We start from the raw sequence: 20,473 nt of genomic DNA, 5'->3' as shown, positions 1-20,473 counted from the left end.
GGATGGTCGGCAGATCGTCAGTGGTGGCGAGGATGGGTCGGTGCGGGTCTGGGACCGTGCGAGTGGGGTGGAGCAGGTGGTGCTCACCGGCCACACCGGCCCGCTCAACGCGGTGGTGGTGTCGCCGGATGGTCGGCAGATCGTCAGTGGTGGCGAGGATGGGTCGGTGCGGGTCTGGGACCGTGCGAGTGGGGTGGAGCAGGCGGTGCTCACCGGCCACACCAGCTGGGTCTGGGCGGTGGCGGTGTCGGCGGATGGTCGGCAGATCGTCAGTGGTGGCGGCGATGGGTCGGTGCGGGTCTGGGACCGTGCGAGTGGGGTGGAGCAGGCGGTGCTCACCGGCCACACCGGCCCGGTCCGGGCGGTGGCGGTGGCGGTGACTCCGGATGGTCGGCAGATCGTCAGTGGTGGCGACGACAGGTCGGTGCGGGTCTGGAACCGTGAGAGTGGGGTGGAGCAGGCGGTGCTCACCGGCCACACCGGCGGGGTCTGGGCGGTGGCGGTGACTCCGGATGGTCGGCAGATTGTCAGTGGTGGCGGCGATGGGTCGGTGCGGGTCTGGGACCGTGAGAGTGGGGTGGAGCAGGCGGTGCTCACCGGCCACACCAGCGTGGTCTGTGCGGTGGTGGTGTCGCCGGATGGTCGGCAGATCGTCAGTGGTGGCGGCGATGGGTCGGTGCGGGTCTGGGACCGTGCGAGTGGGGTGGAGCAGGCGGTGCTCACCGGCCACACCGGCGAGGTCTCTGCGGTGGCGGTGACTCCGGACGGGTCCGAGATCGTCAGTGTGGGTGATCAGACGATCCGGGTGTGGAACCAGAGCAGTGGGCGACAGGTCCGCGGCACCGGCATCGCCGCGCCGGGACGGCGTGGGGTGCTCGCCGGGATTCGCAGCGACGAACCCAGCGAGGTGGACCTGCTCGAGGTCGCCGATGACGTGAACATGCTGGCGGAGCTGATCGCGGCGTCCGACACCGCCCCGCCGCTGGCGATCGCGATCCTGGGGGAGTGGGGGGCGGGGAAGTCCAGCGTGCTGCGCCAGGTCCACGCCCGGGTCGCACGGCTGGGCGCCCTGTCATTGGCCCACGTCGGCAGCAGCGCCTACGTCGCTTCGATCCGCCAGGTCACCTTCAACGCCTGGCACTACGCCGACGACCACGTCTGGACCGGGATCGTCGAACATCTGTTCCGTGAACTTGCCAGGGTCGCCTCGGCGGACCCGGTGGCGCCGGTCGACCCGGTCGCCACCCGGGCCGAACGAGAGAAGCTGGGTGAAGAGGTCGGCCAGTTGGAGGGCGACCGTGACCGGCTCGACGCCGAGATCAGAGCGGTCAACGACGCCGGCGCCCCGACCGGCCGGCTCGCGCACCTGGGGTCACCGTCCCAGTTCTGGCGGGCAGCGGTCGCGGCGGCCCGAGGGGCGGGAACGGACCTGCGCCGCAGCGCGCGGATCCTGGCCGGCTGGGCGGTGCTGCTCGTCGCGGCGGCCGGGTTGTGGTGGTGGCTCGGCCCGTGGTTGCGGACGGTGGGCGCCACCGGTACGGCTGTTCTCGCGCTCGCTCCCCTGGCCCTGCTCGGACGCCGGGTCTACCAGTGGATGGTGACGTTCACCGAGGGCGAACAGCGCCGCCTGGGGAAGCAGGCCGACCGGGTGCGCCGCGATCTGGCCGACGCCCATGCCCGCCTGGCCAGCATCGACGCCGCGGTCCACCTCGCCGACGTCCTCGACCGTCTCACCACCGCCGGCACCTATCAGGGCTACCGGGGGCTGATAGGCCAGGTCAGCGACGATCTCGACCGGCTCGAACAGGCCCTGGACGACGCCCGGGTCGAATGGTCGGCCAGCGCGAGCACCGCCCCACCTCCGCTGGAACGCATCGTGCTCTACGTCGACGACCTCGACCGCTGCCCACCCGACCGGGTCGTCGACGTGCTGACCGCGGTGCACCTGCTGCTCGCCCGCCCGCTGTTCGTCGTCGTCGTCGCGGTCGACGCCGCCTGGTTGCGCCGTTCTCTCACCACCCACCACAGCGCGTTGTTCGCCCCGCTGGCCAACACCCCGGGCGCCGCGGTGACCCCGATCGAGTGGCTCGACAAGATCTTCCAGGTGCCGTTCGCGCTTCGCCCCATGGGTTCCACCGCCGCCGCCTACCTGGCCGCCCTGCTACCCCCACCGCCCTCGTCCTCGTCCTCGCCCGCGCCCGTCGGCCCGCGCACCGCCCGCCCCGCCGACCCGGGGAACCCTGGCTCCGCCGACCCGCAGAATTCCGGCTCCGCAGATCCGGGGAATTCCGGCTCCGCAGATCCGGGGAACTCAGGCTCCGCCGATCCGGGGAACTCCGGCTCCCGACCGGAGCCCACCCCGACGCCCCGCCGCGAGCCGGGCACCACCGCGCGGCGTGATCCCGCCGTGCCCAGGCAGAGCTCCGATCCTGACCAGAGCACGCGGATCCCCGATCTGTGGCCCGCCGCACTCGCGCTCACCGACGACGAACGTCGCGTCATCCCGCTCATCGGCCCGCTGCTCCCCACCCCCCGCGCCGGCAAGAAGCTGATCAACCTGTACCGGCTGGTCCGCATCGGCGTCCCGGAGGACGACCTGGCCGCGTTCACCGCCGGCCCCTACCAGGCCGTTCTTCTCCTGCTCGCCGTCATCGTCGGCCAACCCGCGCTCGCCGCCCCGCTGCTGGGCGCCCTGGCCACCAGCACCGGGGACGGCGACATCGTCGACTTCCTCACCGCCGCACCCTGCGGTCCAGCCCTGCAGCCCGCCTGCGCCACCGTCGCCCGCACCGTCGAGAACATCCGCGGTGCCGGCACCGCCTTCCACGGCACCCTGGTCATGTACCGCTACTGGGGACCCCGCCTCGCCCGGCACAGCTTCCACACCACCGCCCTCCACCAGCCCGCGGCCTGACAAGAACGAACAAACATCCTCCGTGAATCGGGACGGCCAGAGCACGGTCCTGGACGGGGCCGGCAGTGAGGGCCGCCGTCCACGTCCACGATCGCGGTCCGGCCGCGAAGGCGGCTCTCAGTCGCGGGTGACCTGCCAGGAGGAGGCGCTCACCCGGTTGCCGGGATACCACCAGCACACCAGGCGCCGGTCGTTGCCGTCATAGGAGTACTGGGACGCGTAGAGCCAGGCGCCCTCGTCGTTGTTGCGCAGACCGATGCTGTCGCCGTCGCGCAGGACGGTCTTGCCAGCGATGGTGAACCAGCACTGTTCCAGCACACGGACGGTGCTGTTGATGGTCAGCTCCCCGCCGTAGGGGCCGCGGAGCTCATGGATACGCACGATCTTGTCGCTTTCGACGAACTCGACGTTGCCGGAGCCGGAGATGTCGCCGTCGACCGAAAGATCGCGCAGTACCTTCAGGCCGTTGTGGCCGTAGGTGCTTATCTTCTCGCCGACCTCGAAATCCTCGCCCAGCCGGGCGCCGTTGATGCCCTCCGTCGTCAGCTTGGATCCGACCGTCAGGTCGCCGTTGGCGTTGAGCAGCCCGTCCACGGTGACCCGGGACTGGGCGCTCAGGGCGCCCTGGGCGGTCAGTGTCCCCCAGACCGTCATGTTGTCCTGGGCGTACAGCGTCCCGTGCACGTCGAGCGAGGACTCGCCGGTGATATCCCCGCAGAGGGTGGTCTCGCCGGAGACGGTCAGGCCGGTCAGGGTGGGGTTGTTGACGGTGACGGTGAGGCTGGCGTACTGCTCGACCGACACGAAGCCGTTCGCCGCCGCGGCCTTTTCCGCCGCGACGGCTTCCGCCGTGCCGTCGGAGGCCGCCGACGCCTTCAGGACGAACGTGGTGTTGTTGTAAATCGTGCTCGACGGGATCGACCACGAGGTGTCGGTGCCCTCGTACACGGGGGAGTCGTTCCCGCTGCCGTCGTACAGCCAGAAGTAGGTGCCGTTGCTCTCCCAGGACAGCTGCAGGGAGTCGCCGGCGTCGATCCTGGTCTGGGGAACGGTCGGCCGGTACGGGTTGCGGGACAGGAAGTTGCGCAGGTAGAAGACGGGGTGGATGACGGGCAGGGTCAGGGTGCGCGGGCTCTTGCGGGTGAACTGCCCGGGCGTCGTGCCGGAGAACTCGCCGATCTGCAGGATGAGCGGGTCACCGGTGGCGGTGGCGATCAGGCCGCTGACGCTGAAGGTCAGCGCGTAGTCGACCGGATCGTCGCGGTCGGTGTTGTGGAAGGTGAACACCTGGTGCTGGGCGTCGGCCAGGATGATGTCCTGGTCGTCCTGGTCGTGCAGCGCCACCGCCTGCCAGGTGCCGTTGTTCACCGCGACGCGTGGGCTTTCGGTGAAGTACGCCGTGCCGTCCTGCGCGTAGACCGGCACGGAGATCACGATCTTGTCGGCGTAGAGGGTCTGGTCGCGGTGGCCGACGGAGATGTTGATGCTGGCCTGGGTGCCCTGGTCGGGGTCGCCGCTCGCCTCGAGCGGTGACGGCTGGGTGGCGGGGCGGTAGTCGAACAGCGGGTTGTCGGGCATGGCGAATCCTCCTGACCTGCGACGGCGGGTCGCGTCCGGACGGCTGTCGGGGATGAGCGGGGGGTTACTGCTGCGGGTCGGCGCGGAAGTGGAGCAGGCCGTCCTCGAGCAGGACGGGACTGTCCGGGAACCGCGCCTCCAGCGCCGCGGGGACCAGCGCGTACGACGTCCAGGGCGCATCCCCGGGGGCGGGGCGTAGCCACGACCACGAGCCGTTCTTCTCCGCCGGCCGGGGAAAGACGAGGGTCCCGGCCGTGCCCTCGGGGTCCGGGTCGGGCGGGCTGGTCGGGGCGTGCTCGGTGGTGAGGACGGGGCCGAAACGGAACAGCGCCTGCAGGTGACGTAGCGCGTCGTCGGTGTGTCGAGGGGGGACGGTGACCGTGGCGGTGGGCGTGATGCCACTGGTCGCGTGGACGGGCGCACGCGGATCGAGCAGCAGCAGCAGCCGGGTCGGTGCCGCGTCGCCGAACGTCAGCGGGATGTAGTTCCCGTCCGGCCCGGCTTCGGAGCCGGCGGGGTCGGTGGGATCGGTGGTGTCGAGCGGGCCGATCTGGGTGGTGTAGTCCTGCTGGTCGTCGGGGGCGGTGACGCTGTGGAAACGGTCGTAGTCGTAGGAGCCGTTCGGGGTGGTGGCGTAGTAGCCGATGAGACCGTCGTCGCGGGCGGCCACATCGCCGAGGCGGACCTCGAACGGGTCGCCGGTGAAGGCCGGCGGTGGCGGGTCGAGGGTGGCGGCCCATCCGGTGTCGCGGATGGGGGGTGCGTCCAGGGTCAGTCGCAGCTGCGCGGGGACGAGGGCCAGCGGGCGTCCGAGCAGCAGGGACAGGTTCTGGTCGGCGCGTTGGCCGAGCGGGTCGGTGCTCCACAGGGTGGAGTCGATGACGTCGAGGAAGGCGGTGAGGTTCGCCTCCGTGGCGAGTGTCGCCGAACCGAGCAGGGCCGCGATCTCGGGGGCGTGCGCGGCCAGCCGCGCGGGGGTGGTGATGGTGCTGCCCGGCGGGGGTTCCCACTGGCCGGTGCGCCGGCCGTCGGCGCCGGTGCGCAGCTGGTAGGTGCCGAGCAGCAGGCCGTCCCGGTCGTAGAGCAGCAGGCCGCGGTCGAGGTGGTTGGGCAGGAGCCAGCCGCAGATGGGGCTGGGATCAGCCGCGGTGGTGACCAGACGGGTGCCGCTCTGGGCGTCCAGAAGGTCGAAGTCGAGTCGGGCGGGTTGCAGGGGACGTGGGGGGAGCTGGGCGACGGAGGCGATCGTGGGCGTCAGCGAGGGGCCGGGGGCCAGGGCGGTGTCGACGGTGAGCGGGAAGTTGCGGTAGTCGTGCAGGCCACCGCTGCGCGTGTCGGCGCTGACGACGGTCAGGACGCGACCGAACTTGTCATAGAGGAAGAGCTCCTCGATGTGGATCTGTCCCTGGCGGGTCTCGTGGAAGGGGGCGCTGGCGCTGCCGGGCAGGTAGGGGACGCTGCTGACCCGGCCGCGGTAGCGCGCGGGCGGGCCGTCGTCGGGGGCGGCGTCCGGATAGCCGACGAGGCCGGCGACGGTGGGGAAGTCCGGGTCGTCGGTGGTGGGGCGGCGGAAGGCCCGCAGGTCGCGGGCGGCGAGGCGATCGTTGAAACCGGTGAGTTCCTGGGCGAGCAGCCCCCAGTCGCCGATCGCGGTGAGCCAGGCGTCGAGCTGGTCACGCTGGTCGCCGCTGCCGTGCTGGTCGACGTACTGGGTCAGCTGGGCGGCGAACAGGGAACGGGGATGCGCGCCGAGGGCGCTGGCACCGGTGACGGTGACCCGGTCGACGGGAACGGAGGCGTCCGCCGGGGTGAAACGGTAGTCGGTGCCGTCGAAGGTCCAGCAGCGTTGCGTGCCGACGGTGTGCGGGATGTGCCGGTAGGAGATCTTCCAGTCCATGAGCAGCGGTTCCCAGGGCTGGGCCCAGGGTCGCAGCCCCAGCTGCGGGAGGGTGCCGGTGTAGGCGGCGGGTGGATGTGCGCTCAGGACCGCGGCGATGTCCGCCGAGGGCAGGCCGCTGGCCGCGGCCAGCGCCGTGGCGTTACCGGGATCGAGCAGGAAGTACTCCGCGAGCAGCCCCGGGACCTCCGGGGGGAGGACATCGAGACCGTCGAGGGTGGGCACCGGGCCGCGGCCGGCCACCGCGGTGATCGTGGTGCCTCCGACGGTGACCGCGCTGATCAGCGCGACGCCGTCGGCGGTGAGCGGCCGCAGCAGCAGCGGCTGGTCGGGAACGGTCGCGTCCACCGGGGGCAGCACGCCCGACAGGCTCACCACCGGGTTGTTGCTGCGCGCGTACGGGGGGCGCGGGACGGCCTTCAGTTCGGCGCCGCCGCCGAGTCCCTTCGCCGTGGCGAAGGCGCCGACACCGGCGAGGAACGCGTCGTGGGCGGTGGCGTGGGATTCGGTGTGGTCGGGCTGGGGGACCTTCGCGGCCAGCTCCCGCACCTGGGCGGTGCGCTCGCGCACCGTGCGGGCCAGCGACCCCTCCCGGTCGGGGTCGAGTTCGGGTAGCAGCTGGTCCTGGTCGGGGGCGTCATCCGGCGGGAACATCGACTGCCCCACGATCCCGTTCTTCAACCACAGGGCGTTGAGCCGCCACTGCAGGTCCGCCAGTTCACCCAGACGCGCGTCGAGTGCGCGCTGGTCGTCGTTGAGCGTGGCCAGCCAGGCCGGCGGGACGAAGGCGGCCGGCGCCGCGGCCCCGCTGGACGGGCTGCCGGTGGACGGGTCGGTGTCGGCGGGCGGCGGGGTGATCGTCCAGCGGTGGCCGCCGCCGAAGGAGGCGAAGGCCGCGTCGCGGACCTGGCGGCGGACCTGTTCGTCGCCGCCCTTCTCCTCGGCGACGGCGAGCAGGTCGTGCAGGAACGCGCGCAGCAACGCGACGTCGGCGGCCGACGGTGTGGCACCGGTGGCGTGCAGGGCCTGGGCGGCGAGGGCGGTGAAGGCGTCCTCGGTGGTGGCGCCCAGGGCGACGCTGAGCGCACCGTTGTCCGTGATCGTGTCGAGCGGGTCCGGGACGGGTGCCGCGGTCGCGCCCGGATCCCAGCTGACGGTCAGGGCCGTCCCGGCGTACAGGCTGCGGGTGATCGGGGTGACCGTGGCGTCGTGTGCGGCCTCGCCGGTCAGCCGGGGATCCTGCCAGCCCAGCCGGTCGAGATGGTCCGGGTAGGTGGTGGTGGACGGGCGGGTGGCGAGCACGTCGGCGTCCGGGTTGGAGTACCAGCCGATGACCCGGTAGCCGAGGCTGGTGGCGGCGGCCGGGGTGGCGAGGTCGGCGAGGTCGTCCAGGAAGGAGAAGATGTTGCTGTTGTGCGGGGTGTAGGTGGTGAAGTAGGGGTCGCCGCTGGCCATGGCGGTGACGAACAGCGGGTCCCGGCCGGCGCGTTCGGTCCACGGGGTGTCGCTGTGGGCGAAGGCGAGTCCGAGCTGGACCTGCCCGACATCGGGACGCATGGTGTTGCGGTACGGGTCGGGGCTCGCCTGCCAGGCGCGCAGGGTGGCGGCGTCGACCAGGTAGGGGCTGGAACGGGCCAGGTCGTGGCCGTCGCCGTGGGCCCGCGGGCCGCACGGGCAGTCACTTTCGATCACCCAGGCGCGGGCGTGGCGGGTGCCGGTCCCGCTGACCCGGATCACCAGCCAGCGGTTGGGGACCAGCGGGTAGCGCGGCTGCCCGGTCGCCGGGTCCGCCACACCGTGGCGTAGCCCCCGGGGCAGCGTCCAGTGCAGGTGGACGCCGGTGTGGCTGTGCACCGGATCGTTGTTCTGCCGGTCCGCGCCGTCCGGTTCCGGGCTCAGGTAGTCGTCCAGTGCCAGGTAGGAGTGCTGCCAGGTGCGGAAGGCGTCGCGGCCCTGCAGGGCCCGGTTGACCACGAGGGCGTCGAGGTCCACGGGGACGACGAGCGCGGGGCGGGGGGTCACGGTCAGTCTCCGTTCGGGCCGGTGAAGCGGATGGCCTCGGGCACCCGGACCATCTGCAAAGCCAGGTCGGCGGGCCCGAGGGGACCGACGGCGCCGCCGTGCGCGGTGTCCAGCGCCGCCGTCAGCGCGGGGACGAGCGAACCGAGGTCGAGCACACGGCCGTCGGTGCCGGCCCGCAGATGGTCAAGGACGGCGAAGGTGACGTCGGGGCCGAGCTGTTCGCCGAGCGGACGGCCCCCCGGTGTGCCCGGTGGGGCCAGCAGGTTACGCAGCGGGATCAGCCCGTGGTCCTGCACGCCGAACCGGAAGCCCTCCTGCGGCTCGGCGAGTTCGACGACCGCGGGCAGGCCGTCGAACAGGCACAGCAGCACGGTGGGGGAGAGGTGGTCCAGCCGCAGGATCGGCACCGGCGCCCCCGCCGGGTCGCTGGCGCGCACGGCCAGGTTCGGCCAGCCGGAGACCAGCGCCGAACGCAGCAGCAGACCGCTGACCGGCCCGAACCCAGTAGCGCCGTCGGCCGGGGCGCCGTCGGAGGTGGGGTCCGCCGGGGTGGTGGCGCGTTGTGTCGCACGGTGGGCGGCGGCCTTCGCCGTCGCCGCGGCCCGGATGGTGGCGGCGACGATCCGGTCCTGGGCGGTGTCCCGGCTGGACTGCGCGCCGATGCCGATCGCACCGGAGAGCAGGGCGTCCAGCCAGCTGGGGTCGAGGTGGAAGAAACGCAGCGACTCCCGGGGCAGCATCCGCTCGTCGGGTACCAGCGGGGTGAACGGCACGGGATACAGCAGCAGCAGCCGGCCGAGCCAGTCCGCGACCCGGTCGAGGTGTTCCCCGAGGCCGTCGTCGGTGTGCGTCGCCGCGGTCAGTGCGGCCCGGGTGGCCTCGGAACGCAGCACGGCCGCCAGGGTGCCGACCGGGTCGGGGGAGGGAGCCGAGACCGGCGGGGACCATGGGGCGCCGGGCCGGCCCGGTGGGGTGCCCAGGGCGGTGAGCAGGTGGCTGTCGAGCAGCGCGCCGAACGCCGCGCGTGCCGTCACCGGCCGGGTGTGTCCCTCGCCGCCGGAGCCGTCCCGTTGGAGGTGGGTGCTGGTCGCCTGGTGGTGCAGGGTGTCCACCAGCTGCCGGGTGGCCTGCCTGAACGCGAGCAGATGCTGGGCGTAGGGGGCGTCGGCGAGGGCGAGGGCGCGGCCGGTCTCGAAGGCGGTGGCCAGGGACAGGTCGAAACTGCCCCAGGTCGGGTCGTAGGCGATGAGCGCGTCGGCGGTGGTGGCCAGCGCCGCCTGATCGGTGGCCGCGGGCAGCACGGGGGTGAGCGGCCCGCGGTACCAGCCGTAGGTCGCCTCACCCGACCGGGTCAGGTAGGGCAGGGGCAGGTAGCCGTCGTCGAGGCGGCGGGTCAGGTGGCGTCCGGCGTCGGTGTCGGTGTCGGGGCCGTGCGCCGCGGCGGGCAGACGCAGCCACATGTCCTCGCGTGCGGCCCGGGCGCCGGACGGGGTGCGGGTCAGTCCCTCGGCGAGGTCGGCGAAGTCCGCCGCGCGGTCGGGTTGGGCCTGGAACGACCAGCTGCACAGCGACAGCAGCGCCACCGACGAGCGGCCCTGGAAGTCGGGGGCGGCCACCAGAATCCGCTCGTGGCCCTCCAGCGAGACCAGATGCACGATGTTGCGCGTGCCCGTCGCGGGATCGGCACCGGGTGCGCTGGGTGTATCGGATGCGGCGGTGCTGGGGAAGCGGTTGGCGACGACGACGGAGAACAGGCCGTCCTCGGCCAGGCCCAGGATGGACCGGTCGGCGGTGTTGGCGCCGCGGCAGTGGGCGAGGAAGCGCAGCTCGTCCAGCCGGGGTGCCACGGCCTGGAACGCGGATGCCGCCACCTGGATGTACACGCATCCGTCGCCGGGGCCGACGTCGGACTCCACGGTCAGCGCGGGTTTGAGCACGGCCGGGTCGTCGGCGAGGAAATCCGCCACGGTGGCGGACAGGGTGCGGGTCGGGGCGGTGGCGCCCCCGACGAGCTGGGAGTCGGTGAGCACCAGCAGGGCCAGCCACGGGGTGTCGTGCGACGCCCCGGTCAGGGGACGTTCCCAGGCCAGCATGGGATCACCGAGCACCACATGCGGCAGGACCTCCGCGAACCGGCCGCTGGAGCCGTCGGGAGGCTGCTGGGCGATCACCGCGCCGGCGTCGATCCGCACCTGCGGGCCGCGGACGGTGAACTTCTGGACGGCCGTGAACGGCCCGCCGACGACCGACGCCCCGTCGCGCAGGGTGTGGGTGACCTCGATCCGGTAGTCACCGGCGGGCAGCGCGGGCAGATAGTGGTCGTGCAGCTCCACGTCCCCCAGCGGGATCGTGTCGCGGGCGGGATGCCGCGGGCTCGGGCTCATCGCTGGTTCCCACCGTCCCGGTCGCCGCCGACCACCAGGGGTGCCTGGCGGTAGAAGTGGGCCGCGCCCGCGGCGAGACCCGTCAGGGCGCTGTCGTCGAGGTCGGTGAGCAGCTTCGCGGCGGCCAGCGCGGCGTACATCTGTTCACGGCCGCCGCGCGCGTCGCCCCGGTCGAGGTGACCGAGCAGATCCACACTGGACGGATCGGGCACACCGACGACCTCACCGGTGACGGACGGCTCCCGGGGCAGCGGCGACAGGCCGGGTGTCAGCTCGTCCGCGTCGTACTCGCTCAGCGGGAAGACCCCGCGGGAGGCGGCGAGTTCCGGCCGGGGTGCCCGCACGTCGAAGCCGACCGGCCGGTCCGCCAGCACCTCGGCGCTGGGCGTGGACGGCGTGTGGCTGAACGGGCTCGGCGGCGCCCCCCACAGCGACGCGGGCACGCCGCGGGTGCGGGCGGTGAACGTCCAACCGTCCGTCGCGGCGGGCCGGTCGGCGTGGAAGAGGCGCAGCCGGTGCTCACCGACCAGGCCGGTACGGTCCATGGGACGCACGTCGACCAGCGGGCCGTCGCCGGGTTCGGCCGCGCCCAGGGAGGCCTCCCCGGTACGCAGATGGCTGGCCGGCACCGCGGCCTGGGTGAACAGCCGCAGATCGCGGGCCCGTGCCTGCCACACCTTGGCACCGCCCCCCGCCCCCGCGCCGCCACCGGACCCCGGGTCGGCCACAGCCGCGTCGACACCGGCGACCGCCGCGATGGTGACGACGTCCCCCGGTTTCGGGAGCATGCTGGCGAACACGTCCCAGCTCAGCGCCCCGGGTTCGGCGCCGCCGCGGGAACCGCCGAAGCTGACGGTCACGTCGATCAGCGGGAAGTGCGCGGTGACCGAACCGCCCGTCGGTGGCCCCCACAGGTTCAGGGTGGCGCTGACCGAACCGCTGATCGTGGCGTGCATGAACCCCAGGTTGACGCTGCCGGAGGCGCCGACGCTCACCGCGATCCGCGCGGCGAAGGAGAACGGCCGCCAGGACAGCAGCACATCGGCCTGCGCGGTGAACCAGGCCCGGATCGGACCCTCGTGGAAGAGGACCTCCAGGCGCGCCCCCGCCATCGCGCACGACGGTGTGACCGCCAGATACGCCTGGGCTTTGATCGACACGTGGGCGCTGACCGCCCAGTCGATCCCGAGCCGTGGCGCGTCCGGATAGTAGGACGGCCGGGTGAACGCGGGATGGTAGCCGCCGAGGGTGACGACGAACTGCCCGGCGTGCGGGTTCGACCCGAACCAGGTCGCGGCGGCGAATCCACCGGTGAGATGGCAGGCGGGGGTGAGCACGTAGGAGGCGGGGGACAGCTGCGCGGCGATCTCCACGCTGCCCTGCAGCGGCCGGATGACGGCCTCCACACCCAGCTCCGCGTAGACGTAGGTGGTGGTGGCGGACTCGGTGGGCAGCGGCAGCTGGATCGTCGCCAGGCCCAGCACGGCCAGCGCCAGCTCCGCGCCGATCTCCGCGGCCAGCAGCACCTTGGCGTTGACCACCTCGGCGACGGTGAACTCCACCCCGAGGGCCAGCCAGTACGACCCCTCGTGGGGGGCGATCCACCGTCGCGGCTGGGCGCCGACCACGGCCGGCTCCCGCCCTTCCAGCACCTCCAGCACATGGGACGGCTTGTGCCCGCCGTCCGGGCCCTGCTTGTGCAGACTCAGCAGCGGGAAGCCGGACACTTCCAGCGGGGTCGGCAGTGTCAGCTCGCGGTTGACGCCGAATCCGGCCATCAGCCCGGTGACGATGACCGGTGGTGGCCCGCCCAGCGGCGCCTCCAGCTGGGCGAAGACGAACAGCGAGGGCGCGCCGTCGGTCAGCTGCGCGTACGAACCGAGCCCCGCCAGCGAGAAGCTCTGCAGGCCGACCGTGGCCGTCCCGTCGTACTGGAACGCCACCGTGGCGGGAAGCTGGTCGTCGGGCAGGTGCAGCAGCGCGCCGGAGATCTCCACCGGGGCGGCGCTGTAGCCGATCCCGAGGCCGTCGAGGTGGAACGTCGGGGCGAACCTGTCGAGGCGGGAGCCGACCGCCAGCCCGTCGAGGGAGAGGGCCAGCGGGCCGAGGGCGACCGAGGCGTCCAGGGCGAACAGCAGCACGTTGTGCTGGTAGAGCACCCCCACCCGGTCGAGGTGGACGATGCCGATCTGCTTCTGCACCGACACCCAGTGGATGCCTGAGCCGCCCGTCCCGGTGCTGTCCGTCGACGAACCGGACGTGCCCGACGGGCTGGACGTGCCGGATGGGCTGGGGGTGTTCGGGCTGGGGGGGTTCGTGGGGGGCACGCCGAGCGCGACCGAGGTGGTCTCCGTTCCGATCCGCAGGTCGGCCAGCGCGCTGACGCCCGCTCCGAGCCCCGCCGGCGGGAGCGCCACCACCTTGGCCGGTCCGAGCAGTCCGTTGACCGCGGTGACCGTCTGGGCGTCGAAGACCCCGGAGCTGTAGAGGACCTGAAGGTTCTCCACGCCCACCGTCCCGAACGTCGAGAGGAACCCGCCGACGAGCGGAAGCTGGGAGAGGTCGAAACCCGCCGAGAGGTCCACCCCGAGGCAGAACCGGGCCGGGTCGCCCGCGGGTTTCACCCGCACGAATTTCGCGTCGGTCAGCCCGATCCGCAGACTGTCGGGAACATCGGCGGCGAGCTCGACGGAGAAATGCGCGACCCAGTCCCGCAGCACGATCTCGGTGCCCTCGGCGGCGCCGTGATAGGTGGCGACGAGGATGTCGGCACCGGATTTCCGCGCGTCGAAGTCGACCTCGAAGGTGAAACCGTCCACGTCGAGTGTTCCGCCGTACCGGGTGCCCGATTCGTCGCGGGTCACCGTCACCCGGAGCGTGGCCGTGATTCCGTCCGCGATGGTCAGGTCACCCTCGCAGAGAAACTCGAGGGCGGTCGAACCGGTGGTGTACGAAAGCGTCAGGGCGGTGAGCTCGAGCGATCTGACCGGCGCGGGCACATCGGTCAGCCCCAGGGCGTCGATCACCTGCGCCATGCTCAGGGTGTCGCCCGCCGCGAGACCACCGCTGAAGGCCCAGCCACCCTGCGCGCCGCCGGCCTTCCCGGCCGACAGGACGATACTGAGCGCGGAGCCGATCGACACCGTGCCGCCGACCCGGGCGGTGAATCCCTCGACGCTGTTGTAGGCCAGGTACAGGGACAGGGATCCGATCGCGAGGTCGGGGCCGATCGACCAGTCACCCGCGACCTCCATCTGGACCACATAGATGTCGCCGAGGACGGCGATGAACGACAGCCCACTGACCGCACCGAGATCGGGAATCCCGTCGGTGGGAATGCCGAAGGAGTCCAGCAGCGACCGGGCCGCGATCGGCTTTTCGCCCCGCAGCGAGCCGAGGACGGTCAGCTCGGGAAGCCACAGTTCGATCTCGAGCGGAAGCGCCTTGAGATCAAGGTCGGCCACCAGCGCCACGGCGCCCACCGTGTACACCACCGGTTCCGCGGCCGTCTCCGCGGCGAAGCCGTAGTCGAAACCGGCGAGGTCCCGGGCGTCGAATCCGAAGGCCCGCAGCCCGCCGCGCGCCTGCTCCCACACCTGCGCACCGCCGATACGCCCGCCGAGGTCCTCCAGCGCGTCGGCGAAGGCACCGTCACGGGTCGGCCGCACGGCGGCGACCGGACGCCCGAGGTCATCCACGGCCAGCGTCGCCTCGACCTCCACCGCGCCGACGGTGCCGCCGAGGGTGACCGTGGCCAGACCCGCGCGGGTGACGGTCACCGTCACCCGCCGCACCGCCATGGCCACCGGCGTACCGGCCGGCCAGGCGGTGGACTCCCAGGTCAGGGGCAGTGTCAGCGTCGTGCGCCCGAGGTCGATCACCGGTGGTCCGCTGCCCGGACCGCCGCGGCAGAGCCCGTCCGGAAACGTGCCCAGCAGGTCGCGTAGTCGCTCGGGCAGCGCACTGTCCGACGCGGACAGCGTCGGTGGATCGCCCAGGTCCAGAACATGCGCCTTCAGCGCATCAAGATCCACCGAGTTCCTCCCGGAGACGCGTGGCCGGTCGCGGCACGTCGACTCTCACCGGACTTTTTTCACGTAGGCCACGCCCTCGTCGTTCAGTTTCCATTCCGTCCCGTTGAACGGGACGAGGCGTGGGTGCCTGGCCACGTTCGCCAGGAGTTTGAAGGCCGGGCCGGAGGAGGTTCCGTCCGCCGAGCCCAGATAGGTGCGGATCGCCGCGTCGAGACTGCGAAGCTCGTCGAAGCGTGCGTCTCCGTATTTCGCGAAGATGGGGCGGGCGACTTCCTCGAACTTGTCCCCGGGATCATCGGAGCGGCTGGTGGGTCCCAGGAACAGGTTTCCCGGGAGCCAGGTGTAGACGATCAGGAAGTTGTCCCAGCCCTCCGGTCGCCGGTAGGCCGCCGCCTCATCCGAGGTGTGAACAGCGTCGCCGGAGTAGAACCTGCCTGCCAGTGTGTCGACCTGCCCGATCTCACTGTCCTTGAACTGGCTGCCGGAGGCCTTTGTCAGGTCGACGTAGAACCTTTTCGTGAGGCCGGGGCGCAGTTTCTCAAAGAACATACTCCTGCGGAGCATGTTGGCGCCGGCGGCCTTGGCCCAGAACTTTCGCAGGGTGCTGTAGGGGACGACATGATGGTAGGTGAGATTGACTCTGGTGCCGTCCACCGGGCCGGTCCCGGAATCCTGGTACGGATGGCCGACGCGTTTTTCGGGCATCAGAAGGTTGTAGGTGGATGCCACCAAGACGTGTACCCTCCCCGGTTCCGTCCTCGCGAGGCCGAAGCGCGTTCCGCATGACGCATGCCACATACACCGCCCGTGCCGGTACCTGTGCGCAGGTGCCGGCGGAGCGGTGAAAGTTCCTGTTGTACGCAGAGAGATCCGGTATGGACGCGGACTCCCCACCCAGAAGCGTTCGATGAAAACCCGTAGGCAACAGATTAGGGATCCCCTACCCCGAATGGGGACTGTTTGCGGAAATTCACGCACAGTTATCCCGATACCTGCCGGATGGCCGGCCTGGTCCTCGGTGACCGCGCCGCGCCAGCTCGGGTACAGGCCTGCGCCGCCATGCCCGTGAGCTGCGAAGGCAGCGAACGCCGACGCGGCCGGACCGGCCGGGTCGGCCAGGATCGCCCGCCGGTGGCCAGTGCCTCGACGGACGACAGGTGCAACGGTGCGTAGAGGACACAGGGTTCGCGACGGTCGGCCCAGACCGCTCGGCCGGTGCAGGAGGACGGGTCTGCGTCGAACGTCAGCCGTCCCGCCGCGGGAACGGCCAGCCGGAGTGGCGCATCGTCCGCGTCGAGGAGACGGGTGAGCAGGCCGATGAGCGGCTCCCACGTTCGCGGCGTGATGCCGGCTCCGGGCAACCCCGACGAACAGCCCTGCTGGGGCTGGCCCCGGGCCGTGGCCAGCACCCGCCGAGGGCCGGGGCTCCCTGCGCGATGAATGCCGAACGTACCTGTCGGATATCACTGCGCGGTCGAGCGGACCCTCCTGCGTTGGCCGCTCAGCAGGGGCTCCATCATCTGCGCGGTGAGCGAGAGCACGGAGACAGTCACCGGTGGTGGGGCTGTGACCAGCGGGATCGCACGGCAGCCACCGGTGGTCGACCCACCGTCCGACCCGGCACCGGATCTGGGTTCGGCGGTCAGCGGCGCGCGGCGGGGCGACGAGGCGTCCTTCCGGGTGGTCTACCGGACGGTCCAACCGGGTCTGCTGCGCTACCTGCGGGTGCTGGTGGGCGACGACGCCGAGGACGTCGCCTCCGAGGCGTGGCTGCAGATCGCCCGTGATCTGTCGACGTTTCGCGGGGATGCCGACGGGTTCCGCGGCTGGGCGGCCACGATCGCGCGGCACCGGGCGCTCGACCATCTGCGTCGGCGTGGTCGCCGACCGCGGGAGGACGTCCCGGTCGAGTGGGTGACGGCGCAGCTGGCCGCACCGGACGACACCGCCGGCGAGGCGCTGGAGGCGATGTCCACCGAGACGGCCCTGAGGCTGATCGCGGGCCTGCCGTTGGACCAGGCCGAGGCGGTGCTGCTGCGGGTGGTGATGGGACTGGACGCGAAGACCGCGGGGCAGGTCCTGGGCAAACGGGCCGGGGCGGTGCGGACCGCCGCGCACCGCGGCCTGCGCCGACTCGCCGAACAGCTCGGCGATGACCACGGGTTTCGGCCGGGTGTAACACCGGTGGGGCCTTCGACGCTGAAGGACGTGAGATGAGCACACACCGACCTCGTCCGGACGGTCGGGTCGACGCGGAGCGGCTGCTGCGCGGCGACCCGACCAACGCCGGGATCGGTCCGGATCCCCTCGCCGATCTGCTCGCCGCCGCGTCCGCACCGGCCCGCGACGGAGAGCTCGACGGTGAGCAGGCAGCGGTCGCTGCCTTCCGGGAGGCGCGTCTTGGCCACGTCCCCCAGCCGCGGAGAAAACCGATGTTGAAGCTGATGCTCGCGAACGCCCTGGCCACGAAGGTCGCCGCAGCGGCGGTCGGCGCCACCGTCCTCGGCGGCGCCGCCGTGGCCGCCAGCACCGGGGCACTGCCGTTCACCGGCGGTGACGGCAGCACCGTGTCGGCGACGGCCACCCCGTCGGCCACGGTGACCACCCCGGAGGTCGCCGTGGCGAGTCCCGGTGCCACCGTGTCGGCGTCGCTGCTCGCGCTGTGCCGCACCTACGCGACGGCCACGGCGACCAGCAGCGTCACGGCCCCCGACTCCCCGAGCATGACCACCCTGATCACCGCCGCCGGCGGTCGCGACAAGGTCGGCCCCTTCTGCGCCCAGGCACTCCAGGCCCAGGTGGGCGCCACGCTTGCCCCGGGCGCCCAGGCCGACACCCGGGTCGGGCCGGGCGGTGTCGGTGTCGGCGTCGGGGCCTCGGCGGGGCCGAACACGGGGGTGAGCGTGACGGCGGGGCCGGGTGGCCTCGGCGTCGGTGCCACCGCGGCGGGCACCGCCGCCCAGGCCAGCGCCGCACCGGGTGGTCTCGGGGTCGGTGCCACCGCGCCGCGCACCGGGGCGGGCGCGCAGGTGGGGTCCGGTGGCGCGAGTCTCGGCGCCGCGGTGCCGGGCGTGGGTGTCGGCGCCAGCGCCGGGCCGAACGGCGTCGGTCTCGAGGCCAGCGTGGGGTCGACGCCACGTCGCTGACGATCCCAGCGACGAGCAGGTGTGCTCATCGCGATGGCGTCCCCTGCTCAGGGGCGGCAGTCGCCGCTGCTGTTGAGCAGGACCGTCACCGTGCTGCCGCGGCTGTTCGCGACGGCCACATCGTCGCGATCGTCCCCGTCGCCCCGGAAGTCGCCGGTCTTCACCGAGGAGGGGCCCGGACCCACGGGGTAGACCTTCGGCGGCCCGAGCCCGCCGCTGCCGTCGCCGAGCAGGATGGACACGGTCTCGTTCCCCTGGTTGGTGACGACCACGTCGCGATCTCCGTCGCCGTTGAGCTCGCCGGTCTCCACACCGGAGGCTCCCGGGCCGGAGAAGGAGGTGCGCGGCGGCTGGAAGGTGCCGTCCCCGTTGCCCAGCAGGACCGACACCGTGGCGTTTCCGGCATTGGTGACGATCAGGTCGAAGGTGTCGTCGCCGTCCTCCTTGCCCGCCGTCACCCCGGACGGGCCGGGACCGGTGAGGTAGACCTGCGGCCCGCGCAGGCTGCCGTCGCCGTCGCTCAAAAACACCGAGATCGTGCCGTTACCGGTGTTGGCGACGGCCAGGTCGGCGACGCCGTCCCCGGTGAAGTCCTCCGCGCCCAGTGAGGACGGGCTCGGCCCGCTGGGATACGACAGCGGCGGCTGGAAGGTGCCGTCGCCGTTGCCCAGCAGCACCGAGATCGTGCCGTCGAAGCTGTTGGCGGTGGCCAGATCGATGATGCCGTCCCCGCTGACATCCACGGCCCGCAGACCGCCCGGCCCGCTTCCGGTGAGGTACGGCACCGGGGGCCGGAAGGTTCCGTCACCGTGGCCCAGCAGCACCATGACCGTGTTGTCGTACCGGTTCGTCACGGCGAGGTCCGGGTGGCCGTCCCCGTCGACATCCGCGGCCCGTACCCCGGCCGGACCGGATCCGGTGGGATAGATAAGCGGAGGGCGGAAGGTGCCGTCCCCGTTGCCCAGCAGCACCGACAGCGTGTTGTTACCGGTGTTGGCGACGGCCAGGTCGGCGTGGTCGTCCCCGGTCAGGTCGTCGATGACGAGGGCGACCGGACCGGGGCCGGTGAGGTAGTCGGTCGGCCCGGGCGGTGTGGCGGCCTGGGCCAGGGTGGCCATGGCGATGATCGCGGGCAACGGCAGCGCCGCCACCAGGATCGGACGCGGGGGTCGTGGCACGGGCCTTATGGTGACCCGGCGATACCGGGGAGGGCGGCAGCGACACCCGCGTCCTGGGAAGTGGGAAGCCCGGCCCGGCGCGCCGGCGTTCCCCGCGGCGTCAGTTGGCCGGGCCGGCCTCCATGGAGTAGTTGAGCCGTCCGCCGGCGACCGAGGTCACCGTCATCGTGACGTTGTACACCTCGCCGGTGGGCACGACCGTTGTGCAGACCGTTTTGGTGCCGGCCACCGCCAGCAGGTCGCCGGGGCACTGGACCGAGAACTGCTCCCCGGTCTGCGCCTGCAGGTCTCTGGCCAGGGCGGCCTCGATGTCCGCCTTGGCCACCGTGATCGGGCCGTCCGAGGCCGTCGGCTCCGGTGCGGCACTCTGCGCCGCCGGCTGCGGTGTGGCGCTCGGCGTCGGCGTCACGTCCGCCGCGATCGTCGCCGTGGCGGTGATCGTCGCGGGTACCTCGGGTGCGGACCTGCTCGCGGACGGAGCCGCGGTGTCGCCGTCCGAATCCGAGCAGCCGGACGTTCCGAACCCGAGCGCGACGAGTGCCACCGCCGCGATCATCGTCGCGCCACACCGCGGTGCCGGCCCCGTCGAACGCCGTCGCCGGCCCTCCGACATCGATCCGCCTGACGCCGAACCGCCCGAAACCAGGCCGCCCGACACCAGACTGTCCGACGCCAGGCCGTCCGACGCCAGGCCGTCCGAGCTGGCGCGGACCGCACGTTCGGAAACGCTCGCAGCGATCGTGAACCGCATGACCTTCCCCCATCCCCCAATGCCGGGCACACCCGGATGGTGCCTCTCCGAACCACACGGTCAAGGACCATCCGGGACCGGAGCATCGATACCAGACAAAGCCGGTGACATGGACCGGCCGCAGGCGAATCTACACACGAGCACCCGGGCGGAAACAAGTAACGGCCCAGGTCAGATGGCATTGAGCACTCGCTGTGAACACACTGGGCAGGTCGGTGACGTAACCGGGAACACCGCCGTCCCGGGTTCTGGCACACCGAAGGGCGCGTCGACGGTCTGTCGACCGGCGCCCGGGGATCTCGTCGTCCTCCCGGCCGAGCGGATCGGCGGACCCGAGGCCGGACGGCCACCCCGTCGCCCGGTTTCGAGGCCGGTACAGGGGTAGATCGCTCGCGCCAGCACGTCGTCCCGGGCGGCCACATGGAGATCGATGTGGCGAGGTCACCGGGCAGGCCGAGTTCACCGGGAAGAGGAGCCATGGGACAGACGGTCGGTGACCGGGAAACGTAGCGCGCAGGCCCCGTCCTTCAGGGCGGGGTCAGCGCGTCAACTCGGCTGCCAGAATGACC

The 20,473-nt window shown here is 72.2% G+C and carries 10 protein-coding genes; 3 read left to right on the top strand and 7 right to left on the bottom strand.

Features of this window, described 5'->3' with window-relative positions:
* Nucleotides 1-2,914, top strand: a 2,914-nt coding sequence (locus MXD59_RS22605) for a P-loop NTPase fold protein (RefSeq protein WP_248826611.1), incomplete at its 5' end; no start/stop codon positions are given.
* 117 nt (nucleotides 2,915-3,031) lie between these two features.
* On the opposite strand, the gene MXD59_RS22600 is transcribed toward MXD59_RS22605, so the two are convergent.
* From MXD59_RS22600 to MXD59_RS22580, 5 genes are all read right to left on the bottom strand, one after another.
* The gene (locus MXD59_RS22600; protein WP_248826610.1) at nucleotides 3,032-4,492 is read right to left on the bottom strand and encodes a ricin-type beta-trefoil lectin domain protein; all 1,461 of its coding nucleotides are present in this window, start codon (nucleotides 4,490-4,492) and stop codon (nucleotides 3,032-3,034) included.
* A gap of 64 nt (nucleotides 4,493-4,556) precedes the next feature.
* Nucleotides 4,557-8,411, bottom strand: coding sequence for a hypothetical protein (locus MXD59_RS22595; RefSeq protein WP_248826609.1), 3,855 nt, complete (start codon nucleotides 8,409-8,411; stop codon nucleotides 4,557-4,559).
* Nucleotides 8,412-8,413: 2 nt separating this feature from the next.
* A complete protein-coding gene (locus tag MXD59_RS22590; RefSeq protein ID WP_248826608.1) occupies nucleotides 8,414-10,795 on the bottom strand; it encodes a hypothetical protein in 2,382 nt (793 codons plus the stop codon).
* A complete protein-coding gene (locus tag MXD59_RS22585; protein ID WP_248826607.1) occupies nucleotides 10,792-14,829 on the bottom strand; it encodes a DUF6603 domain-containing protein in 4,038 nt (1,345 codons plus the stop codon). The genes MXD59_RS22590 and MXD59_RS22585 overlap by 4 nt, the downstream gene beginning before the upstream one ends.
* Before the next feature lie 45 nt (nucleotides 14,830-14,874).
* On the bottom strand, nucleotides 14,875-15,558 hold the full coding sequence (locus tag MXD59_RS22580) for a hypothetical protein (protein ID WP_248826606.1): 684 nt from the start codon (nucleotides 15,556-15,558) through the stop codon (nucleotides 14,875-14,877).
* An 867-nt stretch (nucleotides 15,559-16,425) separates the two neighbouring features.
* On the opposite strand from MXD59_RS22580, the gene MXD59_RS22575 reads away from it, so the two are divergent.
* Both MXD59_RS22575 and MXD59_RS22570 read left to right on the top strand, forming a co-directional pair.
* The gene (locus MXD59_RS22575; protein WP_248826625.1) at nucleotides 16,426-17,046 is read left to right on the top strand and encodes an RNA polymerase sigma factor; all 621 of its coding nucleotides are present in this window, start codon (nucleotides 16,426-16,428) and stop codon (nucleotides 17,044-17,046) included.
* Nucleotides 17,043-17,975, top strand: a complete 933-nt coding sequence (locus tag MXD59_RS22570) for a hypothetical protein (RefSeq protein ID WP_248826605.1) — start codon at nucleotides 17,043-17,045, stop codon at nucleotides 17,973-17,975. Before MXD59_RS22575 ends, MXD59_RS22570 begins: the two co-directional genes overlap by 4 nt.
* 47 nt (nucleotides 17,976-18,022) lie before the next feature.
* Here MXD59_RS22570 and MXD59_RS22565 read toward each other — a convergent pair whose 3' ends face one another.
* A complete protein-coding gene (locus tag MXD59_RS22565; RefSeq protein ID WP_248826604.1) occupies nucleotides 18,023-19,153 on the bottom strand; it encodes an FG-GAP-like repeat-containing protein in 1,131 nt (376 codons plus the stop codon).
* 100 nt (nucleotides 19,154-19,253) lie between these two features.
* Nucleotides 19,254-19,697: a DUF4333 domain-containing protein gene (locus MXD59_RS22560; RefSeq protein ID WP_248826603.1), complete on the bottom strand. Its 444-nt coding sequence runs from the start codon at nucleotides 19,695-19,697 to the stop codon at nucleotides 19,254-19,256.
* Between the last annotated feature and the right edge of the window lie 776 nt (nucleotides 19,698-20,473).

It is taken from the genome of Frankia umida, from assembly GCF_023242945.1.
GTDB lineage: Bacteria > Actinomycetota > Actinomycetes > Frankiales > Frankiaceae > Frankia > Frankia umida.
The sequence above is the reverse complement of the archived record's forward strand: the minus strand, read 5'-3'. Positions and strand labels throughout refer to the sequence as shown.